This window comes from Streptomyces sp. NPDC046977 (assembly GCF_040644455.1).
GTDB lineage: Bacteria > Actinomycetota > Actinomycetes > Streptomycetales > Streptomycetaceae > Actinacidiphila.
The window spans coordinates 46,735-69,378 of sequence record NZ_JBEYWO010000020.1 but is presented as its reverse complement, the minus strand read 5'-3'; the positions used below and the strand labels follow the sequence as shown (position 1 = coordinate 69,378).

The 22,644-nt window shown below is 73.2% G+C and carries 22 protein-coding genes and 1 riboswitch; of the genes, 4 read left to right on the top strand and 18 right to left on the bottom strand.

Features of this window, described 5'->3' with window-relative positions; translation table 11 throughout:
* Window positions 1-105 precede the first annotated feature (105 nt).
* Complete coding sequence (locus ABZ883_RS27165; protein ID WP_360910501.1) at window positions 106-1,452, bottom strand: PLP-dependent aminotransferase family protein; 1,347 nt, start codon at window positions 1,450-1,452, stop codon at window positions 106-108.
* 138 nt (window positions 1,453-1,590) lie between these two features.
* Here ABZ883_RS27165 and ABZ883_RS27160 point away from each other — a divergent pair, with 138 nt between their 5' ends.
* On the top strand, window positions 1,591-2,421 hold the full coding sequence (locus ABZ883_RS27160; RefSeq protein WP_360910499.1) for an alpha/beta fold hydrolase: 831 nt from the start codon (window positions 1,591-1,593) through the stop codon (window positions 2,419-2,421).
* A 145-nt stretch (window positions 2,422-2,566) separates the two neighbouring features.
* Here the strand turns inward: ABZ883_RS27160 and ABZ883_RS27155 are convergent, their stop codons facing one another.
* The 3 genes from ABZ883_RS27155 to ABZ883_RS27145 form a co-directional block, all read right to left on the bottom strand.
* A complete protein-coding gene (locus ABZ883_RS27155; protein WP_360910497.1) occupies window positions 2,567-4,723 on the bottom strand; it encodes an EAL domain-containing protein in 2,157 nt (718 codons plus the stop codon).
* Window positions 4,720-5,535 (bottom strand): SAM-dependent methyltransferase, encoded by an 816-nt coding sequence (locus tag ABZ883_RS27150; protein ID WP_360910495.1) that lies wholly within the window; start codon window positions 5,533-5,535, stop codon window positions 4,720-4,722. Before ABZ883_RS27150 ends, ABZ883_RS27155 begins: the two co-directional genes overlap by 4 nt.
* A 204-nt stretch (window positions 5,536-5,739) precedes the next feature.
* Window positions 5,740-6,876: a transglycosylase family protein gene (locus tag ABZ883_RS27145; RefSeq protein WP_360910493.1), complete on the bottom strand. Its 1,137-nt coding sequence runs from the start codon at window positions 6,874-6,876 to the stop codon at window positions 5,740-5,742.
* 4 nt (window positions 6,877-6,880) lie between these two features.
* A riboswitch (cyclic di-AMP (ydaO/yuaA leader) is annotated at window positions 6,881-7,090 on the bottom strand.
* Between the two features lie 494 nt (window positions 7,091-7,584).
* Here ABZ883_RS27145 and ABZ883_RS27140 point away from each other — a divergent pair.
* Window positions 7,585-8,592, top strand: a complete 1,008-nt coding sequence (locus ABZ883_RS27140) for an aldo/keto reductase (RefSeq protein WP_360910491.1) — start codon at window positions 7,585-7,587, stop codon at window positions 8,590-8,592.
* A gap of 36 nt (window positions 8,593-8,628) precedes the next feature.
* Here the strand turns inward: ABZ883_RS27140 and ABZ883_RS27135 are convergent, their stop codons facing one another.
* On the bottom strand, window positions 8,629-9,267 hold the full coding sequence (locus ABZ883_RS27135) for a GNAT family protein (protein WP_360910489.1): 639 nt from the start codon (window positions 9,265-9,267) through the stop codon (window positions 8,629-8,631).
* Between the two features lie 97 nt (window positions 9,268-9,364).
* Here ABZ883_RS27135 and ABZ883_RS27130 point away from each other — a divergent pair, with 97 nt between their 5' ends.
* Both ABZ883_RS27130 and ABZ883_RS27125 read left to right on the top strand, forming a co-directional pair.
* Window positions 9,365-9,862, top strand: coding sequence for a peptidylprolyl isomerase (locus ABZ883_RS27130; protein WP_360910487.1), 498 nt, complete (start codon window positions 9,365-9,367; stop codon window positions 9,860-9,862).
* Between the two features lie 178 nt (window positions 9,863-10,040).
* A complete protein-coding gene (locus tag ABZ883_RS27125; RefSeq protein WP_360910485.1) occupies window positions 10,041-11,306 on the top strand; it encodes a D-arabinono-1,4-lactone oxidase in 1,266 nt (421 codons plus the stop codon).
* Window positions 11,307-11,643: 337 nt separating this feature from the next.
* Here ABZ883_RS27125 and ABZ883_RS27120 read toward each other — a convergent pair whose 3' ends face one another.
* The 13 genes from ABZ883_RS27120 to ABZ883_RS27060 all read right to left on the bottom strand — a co-directional run bounded on the left by ABZ883_RS27120 (window position 11,644) and on the right by ABZ883_RS27060 (window position 22,552).
* A complete protein-coding gene (locus ABZ883_RS27120) occupies window positions 11,644-12,219 on the bottom strand; it encodes a Clp protease N-terminal domain-containing protein (RefSeq protein ID WP_360910483.1) in 576 nt (191 codons plus the stop codon).
* A gap of 2 nt (window positions 12,220-12,221) precedes the next feature.
* Window positions 12,222-12,431, bottom strand: coding sequence for an HTH domain-containing protein (locus tag ABZ883_RS27115; RefSeq protein WP_319658245.1), 210 nt, complete (start codon window positions 12,429-12,431; stop codon window positions 12,222-12,224).
* 133 nt (window positions 12,432-12,564) lie between these two features.
* Window positions 12,565-13,014, bottom strand: a complete 450-nt coding sequence (locus ABZ883_RS27110; protein ID WP_360910480.1) for a phospholipase — start codon at window positions 13,012-13,014, stop codon at window positions 12,565-12,567.
* 197 nt (window positions 13,015-13,211) lie between these two features.
* Entirely contained in the window at window positions 13,212-13,901 is a 690-nt protein-coding gene (locus ABZ883_RS27105) for a cytochrome b/b6 domain-containing protein (protein WP_360910478.1), read from the bottom strand.
* Window positions 13,885-14,595, bottom strand: coding sequence for a molybdopterin-dependent oxidoreductase (locus ABZ883_RS27100; RefSeq protein ID WP_360910476.1), 711 nt, complete (start codon window positions 14,593-14,595; stop codon window positions 13,885-13,887). Before ABZ883_RS27100 ends, ABZ883_RS27105 begins: the two co-directional genes overlap by 17 nt.
* A gap of 74 nt (window positions 14,596-14,669) precedes the next feature.
* A complete protein-coding gene (locus ABZ883_RS27095) occupies window positions 14,670-15,851 on the bottom strand; it encodes a 4-hydroxybenzoate 3-monooxygenase (protein ID WP_360910474.1) in 1,182 nt (393 codons plus the stop codon).
* A gap of 7 nt (window positions 15,852-15,858) precedes the next feature.
* A complete protein-coding gene (pcaC, locus tag ABZ883_RS27090) occupies window positions 15,859-17,100 on the bottom strand; it encodes a 4-carboxymuconolactone decarboxylase (RefSeq protein ID WP_360910472.1) in 1,242 nt (413 codons plus the stop codon).
* 37 nt (window positions 17,101-17,137) lie between these two features.
* On the bottom strand, window positions 17,138-18,571 hold the full coding sequence (gene pcaB / locus ABZ883_RS27085) for a 3-carboxy-cis,cis-muconate cycloisomerase (RefSeq protein ID WP_360910471.1): 1,434 nt from the start codon (window positions 18,569-18,571) through the stop codon (window positions 17,138-17,140).
* Window positions 18,540-19,118 (bottom strand): protocatechuate 3,4-dioxygenase subunit alpha, encoded by a 579-nt coding sequence (gene pcaG, locus ABZ883_RS27080; RefSeq protein ID WP_360910469.1) that lies wholly within the window; start codon window positions 19,116-19,118, stop codon window positions 18,540-18,542. The genes pcaB and pcaG overlap by 32 nt, the downstream gene beginning before the upstream one ends.
* Window positions 19,115-19,897: a protocatechuate 3,4-dioxygenase subunit beta gene (gene pcaH / locus ABZ883_RS27075; RefSeq protein ID WP_360910467.1), complete on the bottom strand. Its 783-nt coding sequence runs from the start codon at window positions 19,895-19,897 to the stop codon at window positions 19,115-19,117. Before pcaH ends, pcaG begins: the two co-directional genes overlap by 4 nt.
* Before the next feature lie 11 nt (window positions 19,898-19,908).
* Complete coding sequence (locus ABZ883_RS27070) at window positions 19,909-21,102, bottom strand: thiolase family protein (RefSeq protein WP_360910465.1); 1,194 nt, start codon at window positions 21,100-21,102, stop codon at window positions 19,909-19,911.
* Window positions 21,099-21,782 carry a CoA transferase subunit B gene (locus tag ABZ883_RS27065; protein WP_360910463.1) on the bottom strand — a complete coding sequence of 228 codons (684 nt, stop codon included), beginning with the start codon at window positions 21,780-21,782 and terminating at the stop codon, window positions 21,099-21,101. Before ABZ883_RS27065 ends, ABZ883_RS27070 begins: the two co-directional genes overlap by 4 nt.
* Complete coding sequence (locus tag ABZ883_RS27060; protein ID WP_360910462.1) at window positions 21,782-22,552, bottom strand: CoA transferase subunit A; 771 nt, start codon at window positions 22,550-22,552, stop codon at window positions 21,782-21,784. Before ABZ883_RS27060 ends, ABZ883_RS27065 begins: the two co-directional genes overlap by 1 nt.
* Between the last annotated feature and the right edge of the window lie 92 nt (window positions 22,553-22,644).

Here is a 22,644-nt window from a genome sequence, read left to right as displayed (position 1 = left end):
CGGAACAGCACGGAACGTTACTCAAGCCGTACGCGAATCAGGTGAGTTACGGCATTTTCCATTGGCACGTGCGACGGACTCGCTAGGATTCCGAACCGCTTGCGCTCACTCGGCGGAATTGTCCTCCGGTGCCCCCTTGGCGATCACCGCGAGCGTGTCCAGCGCGGCCCCGAGGACCTGCGGGGACGGCGAGGCGAGGCCGATCCGCACGGCGTGCGGGGCGCTCCCCCGCCCGGCGGCGAAGGCGGCGGCCGGGGTGACGGCGATGCCGTGCCGGGCCGCCGCGGCGACGAAGGTGTCGGCGCGCCACCGGCCGGGCAACCGCCACCAGCGGAAGTAGGCGTGCGGGTCGCCGGACACGGCGAAGCCGGCCAGCCGCTCGGCGGCCAGCTCGCCGCGGGCGGCCGCGTCGCGCCGTTTGGCCGCCGCCACGGCGTCGAGCGTCCCGTCGGCGGCCCACCGGGTGGCGGCCTCCAGGGCGAAGCCCGTGGCGAGACTCCCGGCGGAGCGCAGGGCGGCGGCCACCGGGGCGGCGTGCGGCTCGGGGACGAGGGCGAAGCCGGCGGTGAGTCCGGGGGCGAGGCGCTTGGAGAGGCTGTCGGCGAGGATCACGCGATCCGGCGCGTACGCGGCGAGCGGGGCCGGCGCGTCCGGCCGCAGGAAGGTCCACACGGCGTCCTCCACCGCGTGCAGGTCCAGCCGCCCGAGGGTGTCGGCGAGTTCGGCGCGGCGGGCGCCGGACATGGTGACGCCGAGCGGGTTCTGCAGGGTGGGCTGCAGGTAGAGGGCGTGCAGCGGGGCGCGGGCGTGCAGTTCGGCGAGCGCGTCGGGGCGGATGCCGTCCTCGTCGCACGGGACGGGGACCAGGCTCACCCCCAGGCGTGCCGCGACCGAGGCGATCACGGGGTACGTCAACGGCTCGACGCCGAGCCGGCCGCCCGGCGGGACCAGGGCGGCGACGGCGGCGGCGATGACCTGGCGGCCGTTGCCGGCGAACAGCAGCCGCCGTGGGTCCGGGCGCCACGCGGGCCCGGACAGCAGCGCGGCGAACGTCTCGCGGGCCGCGGGGGTGCCATCGGCGGTGAGGGGGCGCAGGGCGGCGCCCAGGACGTCCGGGCGCAGCAGCGGGGCGAGTCCGGCGGCCAGCAGTTCCGGCTGGCCCTCTGTGACGGGGTAGTTGAGCTCCAGGTCGATGCGCTGCCGCGCGGGTTCGGCGAGCGCGGGGCCGGCTGCGGGCGCGGCGGCGCGGACGAAGGTGCCGCGGCCCACCTCGCCGACGGCCAGGCCGCGGCGGGCGAGTTCGGCGTAGACGCGGATGGCGGTTGAGTTGGCGATGCCGCGCTGCCGCGCGAAGACGCGCTGCGGCGCGAGCCGGTCCCCGGGGCGCAGCCGTCCCGCGGCGATGTCGGCCGCCACGGCGTCGGCGACCGCGCGGTAGTCCTCCGTCGGCATGTCCCCTCCAGAGCGCAGGTTGGATTGCACCGAGAGCAAAGATCTTATTGCACCGAGCCGGAGAGGGCACCTAGCATCACGTGCAACGCCCGCACATCGTGGGGCATTTGGGGAATCCGACAGAAAAGGGGAAGGCCCGTGGCGACCGCGCACGTCAATGGCATCACCGTCGCGTACGACGACGACCAGGGCGGGGGCGGGAAGGGGGTCGGGGGCGCTCCTGCCGTCCCGCTGCTGCTCGTCCACGGCCACCCCTTCGACCGCTCCCTGTGGGCGCCCCAGGTGGCGGCGGTGGCCGGCACCGGGCGCCGGGTGATCGCCCCCGATCTGCGCGGCTACGGGGCGAGCGAGGTGGTCCCGGGGATCACACCGCTCGGCACCTTCGCGCGGGACCTCGCCGCCCTGCTGGACCATCTGGGCGTGGCCCGGGTGGTACTCGGCGGGCTGTCGATGGGCGGCCAGATCGTGATGGAGTTCCAGCGCACCTTCCCCGAGCGCGTCGCCGCGCTCGTCCTCACCGCCACCTTCCCCGGCGCCGACACCGAGGACGGCAGGAAGGCCCGCGAGGCGACGGCCGATCGTCTGCTCGACGAGGGCATGGCGAAGTACGCCGACGAGGTGCTGGACCGGATGATCACGCCGTACAACGTCACCACGCGGCCCGACGTGGCCGCCCATGTGCTGCGGATGATGCGCGGCACCCCGCCCGAGGGCGCCGCCGCCGCACTGCGCGGACGCGCCCGGCGCCCGGACTACGGCCCCGTGCTCGCCGCAGTCCGCGTACCCACCCTGATCGTCGTCGGCCGCGACGACACCTTCACCCCCGTCGCCGAGGCCGAGGCCATGCACCGCATCGTGACCGGCTCGCGGTTGGCGGTGGTCGAGAGCTCCGGGCATCTGCCCAACCTTGAACGGCCCGAGGTCTTCACGGGCCTCCTGCGTGATTTTCTCGACGAGTTGGACGCATAGGAGCGAACCCGCGGCGTTCCGGCGCGGGTTGCGACAGCTTCGGCACGGCCGCTGTCCCGCGGGCCCGGCCGGGCGCCGGCCCGAGCCTGCGGGCAGCGTCGACACCCCCCGCGAACAAGCAGGTCGACGTCACACGCCCGGCCGCTCAGGCCGTCGCGTCCACCAACGAGAGCGAGTGCAGCCGGTCCGGCGGGCCCGGGCGGGCGTAGTACCAGCCCTGGGCGGTGTCGCAGCCGAGGGCCCGCAGGTACTCCGCCTGGGTGCCGGTCTCGACGCCCTCGACGGTGACCGACAGGCCGAGCGTGTGGGCGAGGTCGACGACGACCTCCACGATCTTCACGTCGACCGGGTCCGCCGGGTGCTGCTGCATGCCGCGCGTGAACGAGCGGTCCAGTTTCAGCGTGGTGATCGGCAGCCGGCGCAGCGACGCCAGGTTGGAGTAGCCGGTGCCGAAGTCGTCCAGCGCGATGGCCATGCCCAGGTCGGCGAACTCCCGCAGCGGGCGGAGCAGTTCCTCGTCGGCGCCGATGAAGGCGCTCTCGGTGACCTCCAGGCACAGCGCGGTCGGTTCCAGCCCGGCGTCCTTGATGACGGCGAGTGTCTCCGGGACCAGGCCGTGATGCCCCAGCTGCGCCGGGGACAGGTTGACATTGATCCGCAGCGGATGGCCGTCGCTGCGCGGGAACTGCCAGTCCCTGGCCTGCCAGGCGGCCTGCTGGAGCACCCAGTGGCCGAGCGGCACGATCAGCCCGGTGCTCTCCGCCAGCGCGATGAACCGGTCGGGGCCGAGCACCCCGTGCACCGGGTGGCACCAGCGCACGAGCGCCTCCGCGCCGCGCACGCTGCCGTCGGACAGCCGGACGAGTGGCTGGTACTCGATGAAGAACTCACCGCGCTCCAGGGCGACGGGCAGCTGGTTGGTGAGCCCGTGCCGGGTGATGGCGCGGGCGTCGGAGTCGGGGTCGGCGAGCTCGAAGCGGTTCCCGCCGGCGGCCTTGGCGCGGTACATGGTGATGTCGGCGCTGCGCAGCACCTCGGCCGGGCCGAGGCTGCCGGCCTGGCCCTCGACGATGCCGATGCTGCACCGTACCGTCAGTTCGCGGCCGTCGACGCGGATGGGGTCGGCGAGTGCGGCGAGGACGAGGTCGGCGAGGCCGGTGACGTCCGCGCGGCTGGCCGGGTTGACGACGAGCGCGGCGAACTCGTCGCCGCCGATCCGGGCGACGAGCTGGTCGGGCGAGGTGACGCAGGCCTTCAGCCGCTCCGCGACGGCCACCAGCAGCCGGTCGCCGACCGCGTGGCCCAGGCTGTCGTTGACGTCCTTGAAGCCGTCGAGGTCGAGGTAGCAGACGCCGACGCGGGAACCTTCGGCGCCGCCGAGCACCTGCTCCAGACGCTCGAAGAACAGGTTCCGGTTGGCCAGCCCGGTGAGGGCGTCGTGCGTGGCCTCGTACCGCAGCCGCTCGCTGAGCAGGCGCTCCTCGGTGATGTCCTCCATCAGCGCGAGCATGTACTGCGGGACCCCCGCGGGGTCGCGGAGCAGCGAGACCGTCAGGTTGGTCCACAGGGCGGTGCCGTCGGGGCGGTAGTACGCCTTCTCCACGCTGTAGCGGTCGCGTTCGCCCCGGTTGAGCTGGCGCTGCATCTCCCAGACCTCGGGGGCGTCCTCCGCGTGCACCCAGTCGTAGACGTTCCGGCTGAGGATGCGGCGTTCCAGGCCGCCGAACATGGCGGTCAGGGCGTCGTTGACGTCGAGGATGCGGCCCTCCATGTCGGCGATGCCGATGCCTATGGAGGCGCCCTGGAAGATGGCGCGGAAGCGCACCTCGCTCTCGTGCAGGGCCTGTTCGACGGCGGTGCGGGCGGCGAGCGCGGCCCGGGACAGGGCCTCCTGCTCCGTCCGGGTCCGTTCGCGCAGCGCGCCCGTGTAGCCGTAGGCGATCCAGTGCTGCAGCCGGGCGGAGCGGGTGCGGCCCTCGTCGGCGGGCAGGGCCGGGTCCAGCGGGGAGTACAGCAGCAGGTAGGCGTCCACGACGCCGAGGATGCGGGGCAGCGCCTCGGGGTCCGTGCAGTGGGCGGCCACCAGGGCCGAGCCGATCTCCGCGGCGGCGCGCGGGTCGAAGGGCCGGGCGTGCAGGGCCGCCTCCAGCCGCGCGGCGAGGGGGAGCAGGTACTCCTCGAACTCGCCGCGGGTCATGGAGGTGGCGGTGGCCGGGTAGATCGCCCGGCTCCAGATGATCGCGAAGCGCCGCAGGCCGTCGGCGGGCTCGGGCTCCGGGTCGGGTTCCGCGGCCACGGTCACGCCTTGCGGCCGACGCCCGCGAACCCGCTGAAGACCACCGGGTCGAGTTCGTCGTCGTCCGAGCCGTCCGGCCGCCACAGCGGCGGCGAGACCAGGCCGGGTTCGACGAGTTCGAAGCCGTCGAAGAACGCCTCCACCGCGGCCCGCGAGCGCATGATCAGCGGCGAACTGGCCTTGCGGTAGACGCTCTCCACCCGCTCGCCCTCCTCCGGCCGGCGCGGGCCGCCCTCCACGGAGGCGTGGGTGAGGACGAGCAGGCTGCCCGGTGCGAGCGCGTCGCGCAGTTCGGCGACGGCCTTGGCGGGGTCGTCGGCGTCCTCGACGAAGTGGAGGACGGCCACCAGCAGCAGCGCCACCGGGCGGTCGAGGTCCAGCAGCCGGCGGGTCTCCTCGCTGTCGAGGATGTCGCGCGGGGACCGCAGGTCGGCGGCGACGATCGCGGCGTTCTCGTGCCCGTCGAGCACGGCGCGGCTGTGGGCGACCGCGACGGGGTCGTGGTCGACGTAGACCACGCGGGCGGCCGGGTCCGCGGCCTGGGCGACCTCGTGGACGTTGCCGAAGGTGGGGATGCCGGAGCCGATGTCGAGGAACTGGGTGATGCCCTCGTCCACCGCGAAGCGCACGGCCCTGCGCATGAGGGCGCGGTTGGCCTGCATGATCTTGGGCAGGCCCGGGAAGGCCTCGATGGCCCGCCGCCCCGCCTCCCGGTCGACCTCGAAGTTGTGCGATCCGCCCAGGTAGTAGTCGTAGATGCGCGACACGCTCGGGACGGACAGGTCGATGCCTTGGGGGGCCCAGGCGGGACGCTCCATCAACGGCTCCAGCTCGTCGGGATCAGGGCACGGCTCCGTGGGGACGGCCGCGTGGCTCAGAGGCTACTGATCGTTCGATCGAGAGGAAACCAGAAATGGAAATATTCGATCCGTTTTCGGTCACTCGCCAACGGCACGTGCCCTGCCCCCGCGGTGCGGGGAACAGGGCACGTACTACCGCCGGATGACGGGCAGTCAGGTTGTTCAGACGCTGACGCCGTGCGCGCGCAGGTAGGCGAGCGGGTCGATGTCGGAGCCGAACGACGCGGTGGTGCGCACCTCGAAGTGCAGGTGCGGGCCGGTGACGTTGCCGGTGGCGCCCGACAGGCCCAGCTGCTGGCCCTCGGAGACGGTCTGGCCGGCCGAGACCGACAGCGAGGACATGTGGGCGTACTGCGAGTACTTGCCGTCGGCGTGCTTGATGACGACCTGGTTGCCGTACGAGCCGCCCCAGCCCGCGGAGACCACGGTGCCGGAGGCGATCGCCTTCACCTTGGTGCCGGTGGAGGCGATGAAGTCGACACCGGTGTGGTAGCCCTTCGACCACATGGAGCCGGCCTGGTGGTACGGGGTGCCCAGCGTGACGTGGTCCAGCGGGGCCGTGTAGCCGGAGGCGGACGAGGTGGAGGGCTTGGCCGGCGCGGGCGTGCTCGCGGGCTTGTCCGGGAGGGCGACCTTGACCTTGCCGCTCAGCGCCAGGACCTGGCCCGGGCGGATCAGGTTGGGGTCGCCACCGATGACGGACCGGTTGGCGGCGTAGAGCTCGTGCCAGCCGCCGGCCACGTCCTGGGCGTCCGCGATGGAGGAGAGGGTGTCTCCGCCGACGACCGTGTAGCTGCCGCCGGTGCCCGGCTTGGAGGAGGAGCCGGCGGGCTTGCCGGCCGTCGTGTCCTTCGCGGGGGTGGCGGGCTTGGGGGCGGTGGTGCCGGCGACGCTCTCGGGGGTGGCCGAGGTGTCGGCCATGTCCTTGGTCAGACCGGCCTTGGGACCGCACACCGGCCAGGCCTGCGGACCCTGGACGGCCAGGACCTTCTCGGCGACCGCGATCTGCTCGGCCTTGGTCGCGAGGTCCGCGCGGGCGGCGTACTTGGTGCCGCCGAAGCCGGCCCAGGTGCTCTGGGTGAACTGGAGGCCGCCGTAGAAACCGTTACCGGTGTTGATGGACCAGTTGTTCGTGCTCTCGCACTGGGCGACCTTGTCCCAGACGCTCACCGGAGCGGCATGGGCACCGGTGGCGCCGACAACCGGAAGGGCAATCGCGGCACTCGTGGTGCCGGCGAATGCGCCGATGCGGACGAAACGGTTGGTCCGCTGACGACGGTGCTTTCCCTTTGCGGGCATGGGGAATTCCTCTCCGACGCCTACGAGGTGAGCTGTCGGGTTCGGGCTGGAGATGCCCGGCCGCATGGAGGCATGCCAAACAAAGGCACGTCGCTGCGACTTCACCCCAAGCCGTCCCGTGACACGGAACGGCACTTACCTGGGTCCCCCGCTCCTGCCGTGCGGTCTTGTCATCCGGCTTACGAGTGGCGGCAGGATTAGGCGTTCCACTCGGAAGAATTCCCGCCGGCATCCGGCCTGCGGGACTTGGAAGCTAAACGACGCAATCGCGCCCCGGCAAGGTCCTGAATCACAGCAATTGCCGACCGGCAAGTCGATCAATGAATTCCGTGACGTTACGTGAGATGTGTCCGCTCTGTGTAGGCGAATTGATGACCCCGGGCGAACGGCCGCACACGAGTGGTGAATATGGGGGGCATAAATCGACGCTCGGTCGCCGCGAGGCGCCGCAGCGTGTTCGCCGCGTGACACCCATCACGCACCTATTGCCTACGCATGCACTGTGGATACATATGTCCGCTTACGACCCTCGATGCCGGATAAGACAGGACATGGGGCGTTCCAACCCGCCCTCCAGGAAGGCGCCATGGGGCCCGGAACCCGGGTGACAGCGCGGAACCCCCAGGGGTAGCCTCCCAATCCCGAACATTTTCTTACATCGACACCTCAGTGCACCGCCGTACCCACACCTCGACCGGGAGCCCCCGCGTGCCCTACCTCGCCGCCGAAGACCGCTACGCCTCCATGCAGTACCGCCGCACCGGCCGCAGCGGGGTCCTGCTCCCCGCCGTGTCCCTGGGCCTGTGGCACAACTTCGGCGACACCTCGCCGCTGGAGACCCAGCGCGCGGTGCTGCGCCGCGCCGTCGACCGCGGGGTCGTCCACCTCGACCTCGCCAACAACTACGGCCCGCCCGCCGGCTCGGCCGAGGCCAACTTCGGCACCCTCTTCGCCCAGGACCTGCGCCCGTACCGCGACGAGCTGTTCATCGCCAGCAAGGCCGGGTACGACATGTGGCCCGGCCCGTACGGCGAGTGGGGCAGCCGCAAGTACATGCTGGCCTCCCTGGACCAGTCCCTCGGCCGGATGGGCCTGGACTACGTCGACGTCTTCTACTCCCACCGCTTCGACCCGGACACGCCCCTGGAGGAGACCATGGGCGCCCTGGACACCGCGGTCCGCCAGGGCAAGGCACTGTACGCGGGCATCTCCAACTACCCCGCGGACGCCCACCGCCGGGCCACCGAGATCCTGCGCGGACTCGGTACCCCGCTGCTGATCCACCAGGCCGCGTACAGCATGCTGCAGCGCGGACCCGAGGCGGGCGTCCTCGACGCCGTCGGGGAGACCGAGACCGCTCTCATCGCCTACTCGCCGCTCGCCCAGGGCCAGCTGACCGACCGTTACCTCGACGGCGTCCCCGCGGACTCCCGGATGGCGCTCGGCCACTTCCTCAAGCGCGACGCCCTCACCGACGAGAAGCTGACCCTGCTCCACGCCCTCAACAAGCTCGCCGGCGAACGCGGCCAGACCCTCGCGCAGCTCGCCCTCACCTGGGTCCTGCGCGACCCGCGGGTGGTCTCCGTGCTCATCGGCGCGAGCAGCGTCGCGCAGCTCGACCAGAACCTCGCGGCCCTGGACGCGGAGCCCCTCACCGAGGCCGAACTCGCCGAGATCGACCGTCTGTCGGCCGAGGCGGGCGTCGAGATCCCGTAGTTCCCGCAGGCGTCGCCGCCCCGGGGGTCCCGCCCGTCAGGACCCCTGGAGGCGGCCCCGCAGAGCGTCGCGCACACCCGGCCACTCGTCCTGGAGGACGGAGTAGTAGGCGCTGTCGCGGACGGTGCCGTCGGTCGCGCGCACATGGGCGCGGCGGATGCCCTCGAAGCGTCCGCCGATGCGCTCGATCGCGGCACGCGAGCGGGCGTTGCGGGCATCGGTCTTCAAGGTGACGCGCAGCACGCCCCAGGTCTCGAAGGCGTGGGTGAGCAGCAGCAGCTTGGCCTCGGTGTTGCAGGGCGTGCGCTGGGCCGAGGCGGAGAGCCAGGTGCTGCCGATCTCGGCGACCGTGGGCGCCCCCGCCGGGCGCGGTGTGGTGCGGCCCGCGGGCCAGGCCGGGACGGCGGACCAGTAGTCGAGGTCCAGGAAGCGCGTCGAGCCGACCACGGCGCCGCGCGCGGTGTCGACCACGGCGAACGGGAGCGCGGCACCGGTGACCTGCTCCGCCAGCGCCTCCTCGACGTACCGCCGCATCGCGGGCAGGTCGTCCGGCACCATGGTGAAGCCATAGGTCTCGCGGGACTCCTGGGCGGCACGCAGCAGCCCGTCCGCGTGGTCCGCGGTGAGCGGCTCCAGACGGACGTGTCCGCCCTGCAAGGTCACGGTTTCCGGCATGTCCCGGATGGTATGCGCACCGCCGCGCGGCTGGTCAACTGCGTGTTCCGCGCGGGGCGCGGTCGGCAGCGGTGACCGGGGATGTGAAAATGTCGGCATGAGCAACAACGACGTGTACTTCGACATCACGATCGACGGCGAGCCCGCCGGACGGATCGTCTTCACCCTCTTCGACGACGTGGTGCCCAAGACCGCGCGGAACTTCCGCGAGCTGGCCACCGGCGAGAACGGCTTCGGCTACGAGGGCTCCCACTTCCACCGCGTCATCCCGGACTTCATGCTCCAGGGCGGCGACTTCACCGCCGGCAACGGCACCGGTGGCAAGAGCATCTACGGCGCGAAGTTCGCCGACGAGAACTTCACGCTCAAGCACACCAAGCCGGGCCAGCTGTCGATGGCCAACGCGGGCAAGGACACCAACGGCTCGCAGTTCTTCATCACGACCATCGTCACCGACTGGCTGGACAACAAGCACGTCGTCTTCGGCGAGGTCGTCGAGGGCATGGACATCGTCAAGAAGATCGAGTCGCTCGGCTCGCGCAGCGGCACCCCCAGCGCCCGCGTCGAGATCGCGAAGTCCGGCACGGTCGCCTGACCCAGGTCCCGCCGCCCGGCACCCCGGCCGCCCCGTGCGGCCTCCGGTGCCGGGCGCCCGGCCCGCCGGCACGGAGGCGGCGTACGATCCTCATCGGCGCCGATCACCCCTGGTGGGGCCGTTCGGCCGGCGGCCGCACGGCACGCCGGGCGCCGCACGACGGAAAGGAACGTCCACGATGTCCGCGGAACGGAACTGGGGCGGCAACATCGCCTTCCACGCACGGCGGCTCCACACCCCGGAGACCGTCGGCGCGCTGCAGGAGATCGTGGCCCGCTCCGAGCGGATCAGGCCGCTGGGCACCCGGCACTCCTTCAGCACCGTCGCCGACACCGAGGGCGACCACGTCTCCACCGCCGCGCTGCCCGCCGTGGTCGACATCGACACCGCCGCGCGCACCGCGACCGTGAGCTCGGGCCTGCGCTTCGGCGAGATCGCCGGGACCATCGACAGGGCCGGTTTCGCCCTGCACAACCTGGGCTCGCTGCCGCACATCTCCGTCGCCGGCGCGTGTGCCACCGGCACCCACGGCTCGGGGACCACCAACACCTCCCTGGCCGGCGCCGTCCGCGCGCTGCGCCTGGTCACCGCCGACGGCGAGCACGTCGAGATCCGCCGGGGCGACCCGGACTTCGAGGGCTCCGTCGTCGCGCTCGGCGCGCTCGGCGTCGTGACGCACCTGACGCTGGACCTGCTCCCCGCGTTCTCCGCGCGCCAGTGGGTCTACGACGACATGCCCCGCGAGGAACTCGGGCGCAACTTCGCCGAGGTGATGTCCGCCGGCTACAGCGTCTCGGCGTTCACGCGCTGGCAGGACCCGGTGCTGGAGCAGGTGTGGCTCAAGGAGCGCGTCGAGGACCCCGCCGCGCCCCCGGCCCCGGCCCCGCGCGAGTGGCACGGCGCCGTCCTGGCCGACGGCCCCCGGCACCCCGTCCCCGGCATGCCCGCCGAGCACTGCACGCCGCAGAACGGCGACGTCGGCGCGTGGTACGAGCGGCTGCCGCACTTCCGCATGGAGTTCACGCCCAGCAGCGGCGAGGAGATCCAGTCCGAGTACTTCGTGGACCGCGCCGACGCGGCGGCGGCGTTCGACGCCCTGTGGCAGGTGCGCGAGCAGTTCGCGCCCGCCGTGCAGATCGGCGAGATCCGCGCCATCGCGGCCGACGAACTGTGGCTGAGCCCGGCCTACGGGCGCGACAGCGTCGCCTTCCACTTCACCTGGGTCCCCGACACGGCCGCCGTCCTGTCCGCCCTGAAGGCGGTCGAGCAGGCCCTGCGCCCGTTCTCCGCCCGCCCGCACTGGGGCAAGCTCTTCACCGTCCCGGCCGCCGACCTGCCCGGGCTGTACCCGCGCTACGACGACTTCCGCGCACTCGCCGCCCGCCTGGACCCCACGGGCACGTTCGGCAACGACTACCTGCGGGAGTACTTCCCCCGCCACTGACCGGCAACGCCGCGAGGGTGCCGGGGACCGCGACGACGCGCTCGCCCTCGGCCGGCCAGGCCGGAACGTTTCGCCCTGGAAGCGCGGGCAGGTCCGGCGCCGGTCCTCCTCGCCGCGGCGCACCGTTGAGGCTGCGGTGACCGGGCGACGAGTACGGCACGATGCCGAGGCCGAGTGCGCCTCGCGGTTGTGCACCACGTGCGCCCGGAGGGGGGTGCCAGGACGGGTCCGGGGTGGTTGGCCCCGCGGCCCGAAGGGCTCGCCCCCGGCAGTCGCCGTCGGTCTGCCAGGGGACGCCGTTCGGGCGGAGCCGGAATTCGCCCGCGTCGGCGTGCCGTCAGCTCGCCCTGGCCCGGCGGCCCCCGTCGTCCTCCCCGAGCACGCGCTCGATGTCGGCCCACGAGGCGCCGAACTCCGCGAGCACGTCCGCCACCACGCCCGGACCGGTCGCGAGGGCGAGCAGCATGTGCTCGTCGCCGATGTGGCGGTCCCCGCGCGCCAGCGCGGCCCGCAGGGAACGTTCCAGCACGGTCTTCGCGCCCCGGGTGAGGGGCGGGCGCCCGGCCGGCCGCCACCGCCGGGGCGTGCGTCCGGCGGCCAGCGCCCCGGCGCCGTGCGCGTCCTCGACGCGGGCGACGATCGCGGCCACGTCAATGCCGAGCCCGGCCAGCGCCTCCGCGTCGGCCCGTGACACCCCGCCCCGGCGCCGGGACTCGGCGAGCGCGTCCTCCAGTGCCCCGCGACGCCGGTCCACGCCCAGCGCGGCCAGGACGCCGGAGGCCCGGGTGCCCTCCGCGTCGAGCAGGGAGAGGAGCAAGTGCTCCTCGGCGACGGCCTCGTCCCGGGCCTTCCCGGCATGCCCGAGGGCGCCCTCCACGACGTCGCGCGCGCTCTTGGTGAACCTCTCGAACATCCTCAGTTCCTCCCGTACTTCTTGTGCACGGCCTGCCTGCTGACGCCCAGTTCGTGGGCGATCTCCTGCCAGGACCACCCCTTGGCCCGCGCGCTCCTGACTTGCACGGCCTCGAGCTGCTCCAGCAGCCGCCGCAGCGCGGCGACGGCCCGCAGCCCGATCCGCGGATCACGGTCTCCCGCCCGTTCGGCGAGATCGGTTGCCTCGGTCATGCCTGTCAATCTACGTTGACAGGACCCTTGCGTCAACCGAGGTTGACGCAAGGGCCGGGGAGAACGCACACGCCCGGCCCTCCGTGACGGAGGGCCGGGCGCGCGGCGGAACGGGCAGGGGCAGGGGTGCCGGTCAGCCGAAGGCCTTGACCGCCTGGTAGTAGGTCCATGCGGTGCCGTTGCACGCGGTCGCGGTGGCACCGCTGTAACCGGCGCAGATGCGCTTCAGGTCCTCGTAGAAGGCGCTGTCCAGCCGGCTCTTGTTGGCGGAGAAGCTGCCGGCGGCCTTGTAGTTGCGGTACCCGAAGTCGTGCCGGGCACAGGAGTTCGCGAACGGGAAACCGAAGGGGTTGTCCGGGGAGGTGCTGCAGTAGTCCGTGGACCAGTCGAAGGCGTAGGCCGACCAGGCGCCCTGGTTCTGGCGCGCGGCCGACCAGGCGTTGTAGCTGGAGGCGCTGGTCTGGGTCCAGCTCGACAGCACCTGGGCCTTGTCGGCGGGGACGGCGTTGGCGGGCGTGGTCAGAACGACGGTGGCGACAACGGCGGCCACGGTGGCGGCGAAGCCGGTGGTGATTCGGCGCATGGGGTCTCCAGAGACGGGCGCGCGGCGGCGCGCGGGTACGGGGGTGGCACCGGATGCGGAATCTCACGGGTGGTGCGGAAGTTGCCGGATCAGCTTCGCGCCGGGCGGTCTATGCGAGTAGACGCGGGACGGCAAAATCTGCATGAACATGCCTAAGCGCCGCCGACGTCAGTCGTCGACGGCGCATCACGAACGGTTCAGGAGCGGGGGGAACGGTCCCCCGGCGCGACCCCGGACGCCTCACGCCCGACGTCCTCGGCCTCCACGGCCTCCGCCGCCTCCTTGGCGTGGTCCCAGTGCGGATGGTGCAGCCGCGCCCAGGCCGGCGTGACGAACCCCGTACGCATGCCCTGCCGCGCCTCCGGGTCGTGGTACGCCATCCACCAGTGGCCCGCCACCGCGAACGCGACGGCCAACGCCAGCCAGTCGTGGACGAAGGTCGCCCCCGTACGCCACACCACCGCCGTCAGGTGCGGGAACATCATCAGCAGCCCGGTGCCCAGCATCACCAGCACGGCGCCGGCCGCGAACGCCGCGTAGAGCTTCTGCCCCGCGTTGAACTTGCCCGCCGGGCGCCCCCGGTAGAGACGGCCGCGCACGGCGGCCCGCAGCCAGGTCCTGTCGTACGGCATGAAGCGGTTGAGCCGCCGCAGGTCGAGCCGGAACGCGCGGGAGGCCAGACCGGCGAGCGCGGGCAGCGGCAGCGCGATGCCGGACCACTCGTGGACGGTGACGACCAGCCGCCTGCGGCCCACGATCTCGGCGAGCGGCGGCAGGTAGAGGCAGGCCGCGGTGAACAGGCAGACCGTCATCAGCGTCGCCGTGGAGCGGTGCACCCAGCGCTCGGCCGGGGTGAACCGGCGTACGGACTCAGGAAGTCGGGGCATCGTGGCGTCCGTTCGAGCGGCCGACCCAGGCGTCGACGTCATAGCCGTAGTGCTCCCAGTAGCCGGGCTGCACGTCCTTGGTGACCTCGATGCCCGAGAGCCACTTGGCGGACTTGTAGAAGTACATCGGCGCCACGTAGAGCCGCACCGGACCGCCGTGCGCCGCCGTCACCGGCTTGCCCTGCATGCTCAGGGCGACCAGCACGTCGTCCCTGCGGGCCTGTTCGAGGGTCAGGCTCTCGGTGTAGGCACCGTCGAAGCACGTGAAGCGGACGGCGCCGGCCCCGTCCCGCACACCCGCGAGGTCGAGCAGATGGGACAGGCGTACCCCTTCGAAGGCGGTGTCGTCCACCCGCCACCCGGTGACGCACTGCACATCGCGCACCATGTGCGTCTGCGGCATCGCCCGCAGGTCGGCGAGGGTGTAACCGGCCTGGCGCTCGACGAGTCCTGAGACGGTGAGCCGGTAGTTCGTGGCGTCGCGCCGCGGGATCGAACTGGTCACGTTGTAGAAGCGGAATCCCCCGCCGCCCGGCAGCAGCCCCGTCAGACCGGTGGGGTCCTTGGTCGTCACCTGCGACAGCGCCGAGTCCAGGCCGTCCTGGACCCGGCTGCCCACCGCCACACCGAGCGCGCCCAGCCCGACCATGCCGAGCACCACGCGCCGGCCCACCGGCGTGCCCTTGCTTTCCATGTACCTCACCGTAACCCCGTGAACGCCGCCTACAGAGTGCCCGGCCACCCCGTAAGGAAGGCGTAACAGGTCGGTCAGCCGATCTCCAGACCCGCATAGTTCTCCGCCAGCTCCGCCGCCGCGTGCCGGGAGACCGCGATGCGGTCGAGCTGGCTGGTCTGGAGCCGGGCGTCGAAGTCGCCGCGCGTGGGGTCGGTGTGGAGGGTCGTCGTCATGAACCAGGAGAAGTGCTCGGCCCGCCACACCCGGCGCAGGCAGGTGTCGGACCAGGCGTCCAGCAGTGCCTCCGACCCGGTCTCCCGCAGGTGCGCGAACGCCCTGGCCAGCACGACCACATCGGCGGCGGCCAGATTGAGCCCCTTGGCGCCGGTGGGCGGCACGATGTGCGCGGCGTCCCCGGCGAGCAGCACCCGGCCCCAGCGCATGGGTTCGGTGACGGAACTGCGCATCGGCAGGACCGCTTTGGAGGTGATCGGCCCCCGGTCCAGCTTCCAGTCGCCGTCGATCGCGAAGCGGGCGTCCAGTTCGTCCCAGATCCGCTCGTCGGGCCAGTCGTCGGTGTCGGTGCCATTGGGCACTTGGAGGTAGAGCCGGCTGACCTGGGGCGAGCGCATGCTGTGCAGGGCGAAGCCGCGCGGCGAGTGCGCGTAGATCAACTCGTCGCCGGACGGCGGGACGTCGGCGAGGACGCCGAACCACGAGTACGGGTAGACCCGCTCGTACGTCCGGGTCGCCCCGTGCGGGACCGCCCGGCGGGTCACCCCGTGGAAGCCGTCGCAACCCACGACGTAGTCGCAGGTCAGGGTCTTGTCGCGGTCCTCGTGGGTGTAGTGGATCACCGGACGGTCGGTGTCGGCGCCCTCGACGGCCTGCACCGGGGCGCCGAACACCAGCGGGGCGCCGTCCTCGAGCTGCAGGGCGATCAGATCCTTGACGACCTCCGTCTGCGCGTACACCCACACCCGGCGGCCGCCGGTGAGCTCGGGGAAGTCCAGGCGGTGGGTGCGCCGGTTCCAGCGCAGTTCGATGCCGTCGTGGACCAGGGCCTCGCGGTCCAGGCGGTCCGCCGCGCCGCAGGAGCGCAGGACGTCGACCGTGGACTGCTCGAGGATCCCGGCCCGCTGGCGGTGCTCGACGTAGGCGCGTTCCCGGCTCTCCAGGACCACGCAGTCGACGCCCGAGCGGTGCAGGAGCCGGGCCAGCAGCAGGCCGGCGGGTCCGCCGCCGACGATGCCGACGGTGGTGTGGGTCTGCATGAGTGGTCTACTCCCCCTCTTCCGGTACTTCGCCCGGTTCTTCCGGTCTTTCTGGTCCTTCTGGTTCTTCTGGTTCTTCCTCTTCGAGGACGCGGTTCGCCACGGCGAACGCCGCGTTCGCGGCGGGCACGCCGCAGTAGACGGCCGACTGGAGCAGGACCTCCCCGATCTCCTCCCGCGTCAGGCCGTTGCGCCGGGCGGCCCTGACGTGCAGCGCCAGTTCGTCGAGGTGACCGTGCGCCACGAGCGCGGTGAGCGTGATGCAGCTGCGGGTCCTGAGGTCCAGGCCGGGCCGGGTCCAGATCTCGCCCCACGCGTAGCGGGTGATGAAGTCCTGGAAGGGCGCGGTGAAGGCCGTGCTCCGCGCGACCGCCCGGTCCACGTAGGTGCCGCCGAGCACGGCGCGGCGGACCGCCGTGCCGGCGGCGTGGCGGGAGCCGTCGTCGGTGGCGGGGCCAGGCGTCAAGTGCCCGAGCAGCGCGGCCAGTACGGGTGCCGGGCGCTCGACGTTGGCCAGGTGCGCGGCGTGCGCGACCTCGGTGAGGCTCGCGCCGGGGATGCCGTCCGCGAGTTCGCGGGCGTCGGCGACCGTTGCCACGGGGTCCTCGCGGCCGGCGACGACGAGCGTCGGCGCGGTGATCGCCGCCAGGCCGGCCCGCGCGTCGTGGGTGGCGAGCACCTCGCACAGCCGCGCGTACGCCTCCGGGTCGGCGGCCCGCAGGTCGTCCACGAGGGCCTCGCCCGCCGGACCCGGGACGGTGCCGGAGGTGAACCAGCGGGCCGCCGTGGTGTCGGCGACCGGCCCGGTGCCCTTCGCGCGCACCAGCGCGGCCCGGTCCCGCCAGCCCTCCGGGGTCCCGAAGCGGGCCGCGGCGCACAGAATCGCGAGCGAACTCACCCGCTCCGGGTGGTGGATCGCCAGCCATGTCCCGACCGCGCCGCCCAGCGAGATGCCCGCGTACCCGAACCGCTCGATGCCGAGGGCGTCGGCGAGTGCCAGCACCATCCGCCCCAGGTCCGCGGTCGTGGCGTCCGGCGGCAGCAGCGCGGCCGGTGTGCCGCCGTGCCCCGGCAGGTCCCAGCGGATCACAAGGTGGTCGCGGGCGAGCGCGGGCACTTGCGCGTCCCACACCGCCAGTGACGTGCCCAGGCTCGGGCCCAGCAGCAGCGCGGGGCGCCCGGCCGCCCCGTCGACGCGATGATGCAGCAGCCGTGCCCCCTCGGCACCGGCCGGTGTCCTGCCGCTCATGCGTCCTCCTCGGGTAAGGGCGTGCGGGCGTTTCGGGTCAGTCGGACCCGCCGGACGGCGGGGGGTCGGGGCGGCGCAGGGCCCGGTCGACGAGGGCCGCCGCGGAGCCGGTGTAGTGGGTGGGGTCGGTGAGGTCGCGCAGCCGGTCCTTGGGGAGGAGAGCCGCGAGGGCGGGGTCCTCGGCGAGGACGTCGTCGAGGTCGATGCCCTCCTCGACGGCCCTGCGGGAGGCCCGCGCGAGCGCCGCCCTGGCCTCGTCGCGGCCGATCAGGGCCGCGAGAGCCGCGGCCAGGCGCTCGCTGACGACCAGGCCGCCGGTCGCGTCGAGGTTGTCGCGCATACGGTGCGGGTGGACGCGCAGTCCCCCGGCCAGTTCGGCGGCGGCGGACGCCGCGCCGCCGGCGAGGCGCAGTGCCTCGCGCAGCGGCTGCCATTCGGCGTGCCAGGCGCCCGCGGGCCGTTCGTCCTCGGCGGCGAGGGAGTGGTACAGGACCGAGGCGAGCGCGGGCACTTGGCGGGCGGCGGCGGAGATGAGCACGGCGCGCACGGGGTTGGCCTTGTGGGGCATGGCGGAGGAGTCCCCGCCGGTGCCCTCGGTGACCTCGCCGATCTCGGTGCGGGTCAGGACGAGGACGTCGGCCGCGAACTTCCCCAGCGCGCCCGCCGTGAAGGCGAGCGCCCCGCCGAGGTCGGCGACCGGGGCACGCAGGGTGTGCCAGGGCAGCCCGGGTTCGGCGAGCCCGGTCTCGGCGGCGTACGCGGCCGTCAGCCGCTCCCCCAGATCGGGCGGAACCTCCCCCGCGGAGGCCGCCTCGGCGAAGGCGTGGAACGCCGCGAGGGTGCCGGCCGCGCCGCCCAGTTGGGCGGGCAGCGCGCCCCGGACGGCCGTCAGGCGGTCGTGGGCGTCCAGGACGAGGGCGCGCCACCCGGCCGCCTTCAGCCCGAAGGTGGTGGGGACGGCGTGCTGGGTGAGGGTGCGCCCGGCCATGGGTGTGTCGCGGTGTTCGCGGGCCAGCCGTCCGAGCACTCCGGCGGTGCGGGCGAGGTCGCCGAGCACGGGTTCCAGCGCGCGGGAGGCCACCAGCATGGCGGCGGTGTCGACGATGTCCTGGCTGGTGGCGCCGCGGTGCACGTAGGGTGCGGCGGCCGCGTCCCGCTCCGCCACCGCCGCCGTCAGGTCGGCCACCAGCGGGACGACGGGGTTGCCGCCGGAGCCGGCGCGCAGGGCGAGGTCGCGCGGGTCGTACCGGCCGGTGTCGGCCGCCGCGGCCGTCACCACGTCGGCCGCAGGAGCGGGCGCGAGACCCAGCGCGGCCTGCGCGCGGGTCAGCGCGGCCTCGGCGTCGAGCATGCCGCGGACGAACGCGGCATCGCCCGTCGCCTCCTCCACGGGTGTGCCGGCCCGGCCCGGGGAGAGCAGGCCGGTGTCGGCGAAGGCGTCAGTCGAAGGCAAGGAAGACCGTCTCCTCATGCACTCCGTCGTACTGCAGGCGGATGTCGAAACGGTGGACGCCGTCGCCGTCCGGAGTGGCGAGCAGCGTGGCGCGCCGCTCCGGCTCCAGCGAGCCGAGCAGCGGGTCGCCGTCCGCGTCCTCCAGATAGGCGCGGGTGTGCAGGTGGTACAGCAGGCCGCGGGCGAAGACGATCATCGACAGGTACGGGACGCCGCCGGGCGGCAGCGTACGGAAGGCGTAGTGCCCGTCGGCGTCGGTGGGCAAGCGGCCGAAGCCGGTGAAGGCCGACCCGTCGCGGCCGAGGACCGTGCCGTCCACGGGGTCGCGGCGCAGGGAGCCGGGGGCGCCGTGCCGGGAGCCGTCGGGGGCGGGCTGCCAGAGCTCGACCATGGCGTCGGGGACGGGCTGCCCCGCGCCGTCGTACACGTACCCGTGGACCGTGATCGCGCCGGGGTGTCCGGGGGGTGCCAGGTCCCCGCCCTTGGTGAAGGGCAGCGCGTAGCCGTAGAAGGGGCCGACGGTCTGCGAGGGCGTTGGGGCGTGGGGCGGGTTCACCGGGTTCATCGGCCCTCCTCGGCCCAGGTGGCGGCGGGTCCGTCCAGGACGATGTCCCAGCGGTAGCCGAGCGACCACTCCGGCGTGGACAGGTCGTGGTCGTAGGCGGCGACCAGGCGCTGCCGCGCGCGGTCGTCGGTGACCGACTGGAGGATGGGGTCGCCCGCGAAGAGCGGGTCGCCGGGGAAGTACATCTGCGTGACGAGGCGCTGGGTGAACGCCGTGCCGAAGAGCGAGAAGTGGATGTGGGCCGGGCGCCAGGCGTTGAGGTGGTTGCGCCAGGGGTAGGCGCCGGGCTTGATCGTGACGAACTCGTACGTTCCGTCCTCCCCGGTCAGCGTGCGCCCGAGCCCGGTGAAGCCGGGGTCGAGCGGGGCCGGGTGGTCGTCGCGCTGGTGGGCGTAGCGGCCGGAGGCGTTGGCCTGCCAGATCTCGACGAGCTGGCCGCGCACGGGCCGGCCCCGGCGGTCCAGGACGCGTCCGGTGACCCGGATCCGCTCGCCGAGCGGCTCGCTCCGGTGCTGCCGGGTGAGGTCGTGGTCCAGGTCGGTGACGTCGGTGACGCCGAAGACGGGTCCCGACAGCTCCACGGCCTCGGGGTCGCCGCCGGCCGGACCGGCGGCGACCAGGGGGCGCTTGGGATGCCGCAGCGCACTGCTGCGGTAGGGGGCGTAGCCACGCCGGGGGTGGTGCTCGACGGCCGCGCCGTCCGCGAGGCGCGCGGCGTACGCCTCGCGGGCCGCCGCGATCTCGCGGGAGATCTCGTCCTGCGTGAGCGGGGTGGCCATGCGCGCGCTCCTTACCTCTCCAGGACGAGGGCGAGGCCCTGCCCGACGCCGATGCACAGGGCCGCCAGGCCGGTACCGGAGCCCCGGGCGGCGAGCTGGTGGGCGACGGCACCGGCGATGCGGGCGCCGGACGCGCCGAGCGGATGGCCGACGGCGATGGCGCCGCCGCGCGGGTTGACCAGCGCCGGGTCCAGTTCGGGCCAGCCGGCCAGGCAGCCCAGCACCTGGGCGGCGAAGGCCTCGTTGAGCTCGACGGTGCTGAGGTCGCCGAAGCCCTTGCCGGACTTCGCCAGCGCCTTGCGCACGGCCTCCACGGGGGCGAGGCCGAAGTAGTCGGGCTCGATACCGGTGACCGCGGAGGCGCGGATGCGCGCGAGCGGTTCGCGGCCGGTGGCCCGCAGCCCCTCCTCGTCGACGACCAGCAGGGCGGCCGCGCCGTCGTTCAGCGGCGAGGAGTTGCCCGCGGTGACCGTCCCGCCCTCCTTGCGGAAGGCGGGCTTGAGGCGGGCGAGCGCCTCCATGGAGGTGGTGTCGCGGATGGTCTCGTCGCGGACGAGGTCCACACCGTCGAGCGGCACGACCTCGGCGTCGTACAGGCCGTCCTTCCACGCGCGGGCGGCCTTCTCGTGGCTGGCCACGGCCCAGGCGTCCTGCTGCTCGCGGGTGATGCCGTGCCGGTCGGCGATCAGCTCGGCGCTCTCGCCGAGCGGGATGGTCCACCGCGGGTCCATCCGCGGGTTGACCATGCGCCAGCCCAGGGTGGTGGAGTACATCTCCTGGTGGCCGGCGGGGAAGGCGCGTTCGGGCTTGGGCAGCACCCAGGGGGCGCGGCTCATGGACTCCACGCCGCCGGCTATGGCGACGGAGACGTCGCCGACGGCGACCGCGCGGGCGGCCTGGATGACCGCTTCGAGGCCGGAGCCGCAGAGCCGGTTGACGGTGGTGCCGGGGACGGTGACGGGCAGTCCGGCCAGCAGGACGGCCATGCGTGCGACGTCGCGGTTGTCCTCGCCCGCGCCATTGGCGTCGCCGAAGAACACGTCGTCGACACGGGCCGGGTCGAGGTCGGGGGTCCGGGCCATGAGCGAGCCGACGACGTGCGCGGCGAGGTCGTCCGGGCGGACGCCCGAGAGGGCGCCGCCGTACTTGCCGACCGGGGTGCGGACGGCGTCGACGATGTAGACCTCGCGCAGGTGCTGGCTCATGACGGGGCTCCTTGGCCGGTGGCGGCGACGGCGGTGTCGCCGGTGTCTCGGGTGGTGCGGACCGGGGCGGCGGTCCTCTCCAGGATCTCCTCCACGGCGACGCCGGGGGCCGTCTCAACGAGGACGAGTCCGTCGCCGGTGACGTCGAGCACGCCGAGGTCGGTGATGATCCGGTCGACGCACGCCTTCCCGGTGAGCGGCAGGGCGCACTCCTGGAGGATCTTGGGGCTGCCGTCCTTGGCGGTGTGGGTCATGGTGACGATGACGCGCCGGGCGCCGTGCACGAGGTCCATGGCACCGCCGATGCCGGTGACCAGCTTGCCGGGGATCGCCCAGTTGGCCAGGTCACCGCGGGCGGAGACCTGCATGGCGCCGAGCACGGCGGTGTCGATGTGGCCGCCGCGGATCATGCCGAAGGACAGCGCGGAGTCGAAGAACGCGGCGCCGGGCAGGACGGTGACGGTCTCCTTGCCGGCGTTGATCAGGTCGGGGTCGACCTCGTCCTCGTACGGGAAGGGGCCGGTGCCCAGGATGCCGTTCTCCGACTCCAGGACGACCTCGACGCCCGGGGGGAGGTGGTTGGGGATCAGCGTCGGCAGTCCGATGCCGAGGTTGACGTACTCGCCGTCGCGCAGTTCCCGCGCCGCGCGGGCGGCCATCTCGTCGCGTGTCCAGGCCATCAGGCCGACGCCTCCCTCGGGGTGACCGTGCGGAACTCGATCTTCTTGTCGGCGGCCTGTCCGGGGGTGAGGGCCACGACCCGCTGCACGAAGATGCCCGGCAGGTGGACCTGGTCGGGGTCGAGCTCGCCGGGGTCGACCAGTTCCTCGACCTCGGCGACGGTGACGCGGCCGGCCATGGCGGCGAGCGGGTTGAAGTTGCGGGAGGACTTCGCGAAGACCAGGTTGCCGTGCCGATCGCCCTTGGCGGCGCGGACCAGCGCGAAGTCGGTGGTGATGCCGCGCTCCAGGACGTACTCGACGCCGTCGAACTCGCGGACCTCCTTGGGCGGGGAGGCCACGACCACGCCGCCGTCGCCGTCGTACCGCCAGGGCAGGCCGCCGTCGGCGACCTGCGTGCCGACGCCGGCGGGCGTGTAGAAGGCGGGGATGCCGCAGCCCCCGGCGCGCAGGCGCTCGGCCAGCGTGCCCTGCGGGATGAGTTCGAGCTCCAGCTCGCCGGCCAGGTACTGGCGGGCGAACTCCTTGTTGGCGCCGATGTAGCTGCCGGTCACCCTGGCGATGCGGCCGGCGGCGAGCAGGACGGCGAGGCCGGAGTCCAGGGCGCCGCAGTTGTTGGAGACGACGGCGAGGCCGCCGGTCCCGGCGTCGTGGACGGCCTGGATGAGCGTGTTGGGCACGCCGCTCAGGCCGAACCCGCCGACGGCCAGCGACGCCCCGTCATGGACGTCCGCCACGGCCTCGGCGGCCGAGGCGACCACCTTGTCCATCCCGTGCCACCTCTTGTTCGCCTGGTGAACTTAAGTTCACAATTATCGATGGCCGAGTGTGATCCTCCGGCGCCCGCTCTGTCAACGTGCCG

What these genes read in the sequence shown, in the direction of transcription:
- ABZ883_RS27165 (WP_360910501.1), bottom strand. Translation starts at nt 1,452, where the DNA reads ATGCCGACGGAGGACTACCGCGCGGTCGCCGACGCCGTGGCGGCCGAC.
- ABZ883_RS27150 (WP_360910495.1), bottom strand. Translation starts at nt 5,535, where the DNA reads ATGGAGCGTCCCGCCTGGGCCCCCCAAGGCATCGACCTGTCCGTCCCG.
- ABZ883_RS27145 (WP_360910493.1), bottom strand. Translation starts at nt 6,876, where the DNA reads ATGCCCGCAAAGGGAAAGCACCGTCGTCAGCGGACCAACCGTTTCGTC.
- ABZ883_RS27135 (WP_360910489.1), bottom strand. Translation starts at nt 9,267, where the DNA reads ATGCCGGAAACCGTGACCTTGCAGGGCGGACACGTCCGTCTGGAGCCG.
- ABZ883_RS27130 (WP_360910487.1), top strand. Translation starts at nt 9,365, where the DNA reads ATGAGCAACAACGACGTGTACTTCGACATCACGATCGACGGCGAGCCC.
- ABZ883_RS27125 (WP_360910485.1), top strand. Translation starts at nt 10,041, where the DNA reads ATGTCCGCGGAACGGAACTGGGGCGGCAACATCGCCTTCCACGCACGG.
- ABZ883_RS27120 (WP_360910483.1), bottom strand. Translation starts at nt 12,219, where the DNA reads ATGTTCGAGAGGTTCACCAAGAGCGCGCGCGACGTCGTGGAGGGCGCC.
- ABZ883_RS27115 (WP_319658245.1), bottom strand. Translation starts at nt 12,431, where the DNA reads ATGACCGAGGCAACCGATCTCGCCGAACGGGCGGGAGACCGTGATCCG.
- ABZ883_RS27110 (WP_360910480.1), bottom strand. Translation starts at nt 13,014, where the DNA reads ATGCGCCGAATCACCACCGGCTTCGCCGCCACCGTGGCCGCCGTTGTC.
- ABZ883_RS27105 (WP_360910478.1), bottom strand. Translation starts at nt 13,901, where the DNA reads ATGCCCCGACTTCCTGAGTCCGTACGCCGGTTCACCCCGGCCGAGCGC.
- ABZ883_RS27100 (WP_360910476.1), bottom strand. Translation starts at nt 14,595, where the DNA reads ATGGAAAGCAAGGGCACGCCGGTGGGCCGGCGCGTGGTGCTCGGCATG.
- ABZ883_RS27095 (WP_360910474.1), bottom strand. Translation starts at nt 15,851, where the DNA reads ATGCAGACCCACACCACCGTCGGCATCGTCGGCGGCGGACCCGCCGGC.
- pcaC (WP_360910472.1), bottom strand. Translation starts at nt 17,100, where the DNA reads ATGAGCGGCAGGACACCGGCCGGTGCCGAGGGGGCACGGCTGCTGCAT.
- pcaB (WP_360910471.1), bottom strand. Translation starts at nt 18,571, where the DNA reads ATGAGGAGACGGTCTTCCTTGCCTTCGACTGACGCCTTCGCCGACACC.
- pcaG (WP_360910469.1), bottom strand. Translation starts at nt 19,118, where the DNA reads ATGAACCCGGTGAACCCGCCCCACGCCCCAACGCCCTCGCAGACCGTC.
- pcaH (WP_360910467.1), bottom strand. Translation starts at nt 19,897, where the DNA reads ATGGCCACCCCGCTCACGCAGGACGAGATCTCCCGCGAGATCGCGGCG.
- ABZ883_RS27070 (WP_360910465.1), bottom strand. Translation starts at nt 21,102, where the DNA reads ATGAGCCAGCACCTGCGCGAGGTCTACATCGTCGACGCCGTCCGCACC.
- ABZ883_RS27065 (WP_360910463.1), bottom strand. Translation starts at nt 21,782, where the DNA reads ATGGCCTGGACACGCGACGAGATGGCCGCCCGCGCGGCGCGGGAACTG.
- ABZ883_RS27060 (WP_360910462.1), bottom strand. Translation starts at nt 22,552, where the DNA reads ATGGACAAGGTGGTCGCCTCGGCCGCCGAGGCCGTGGCGGACGTCCAT.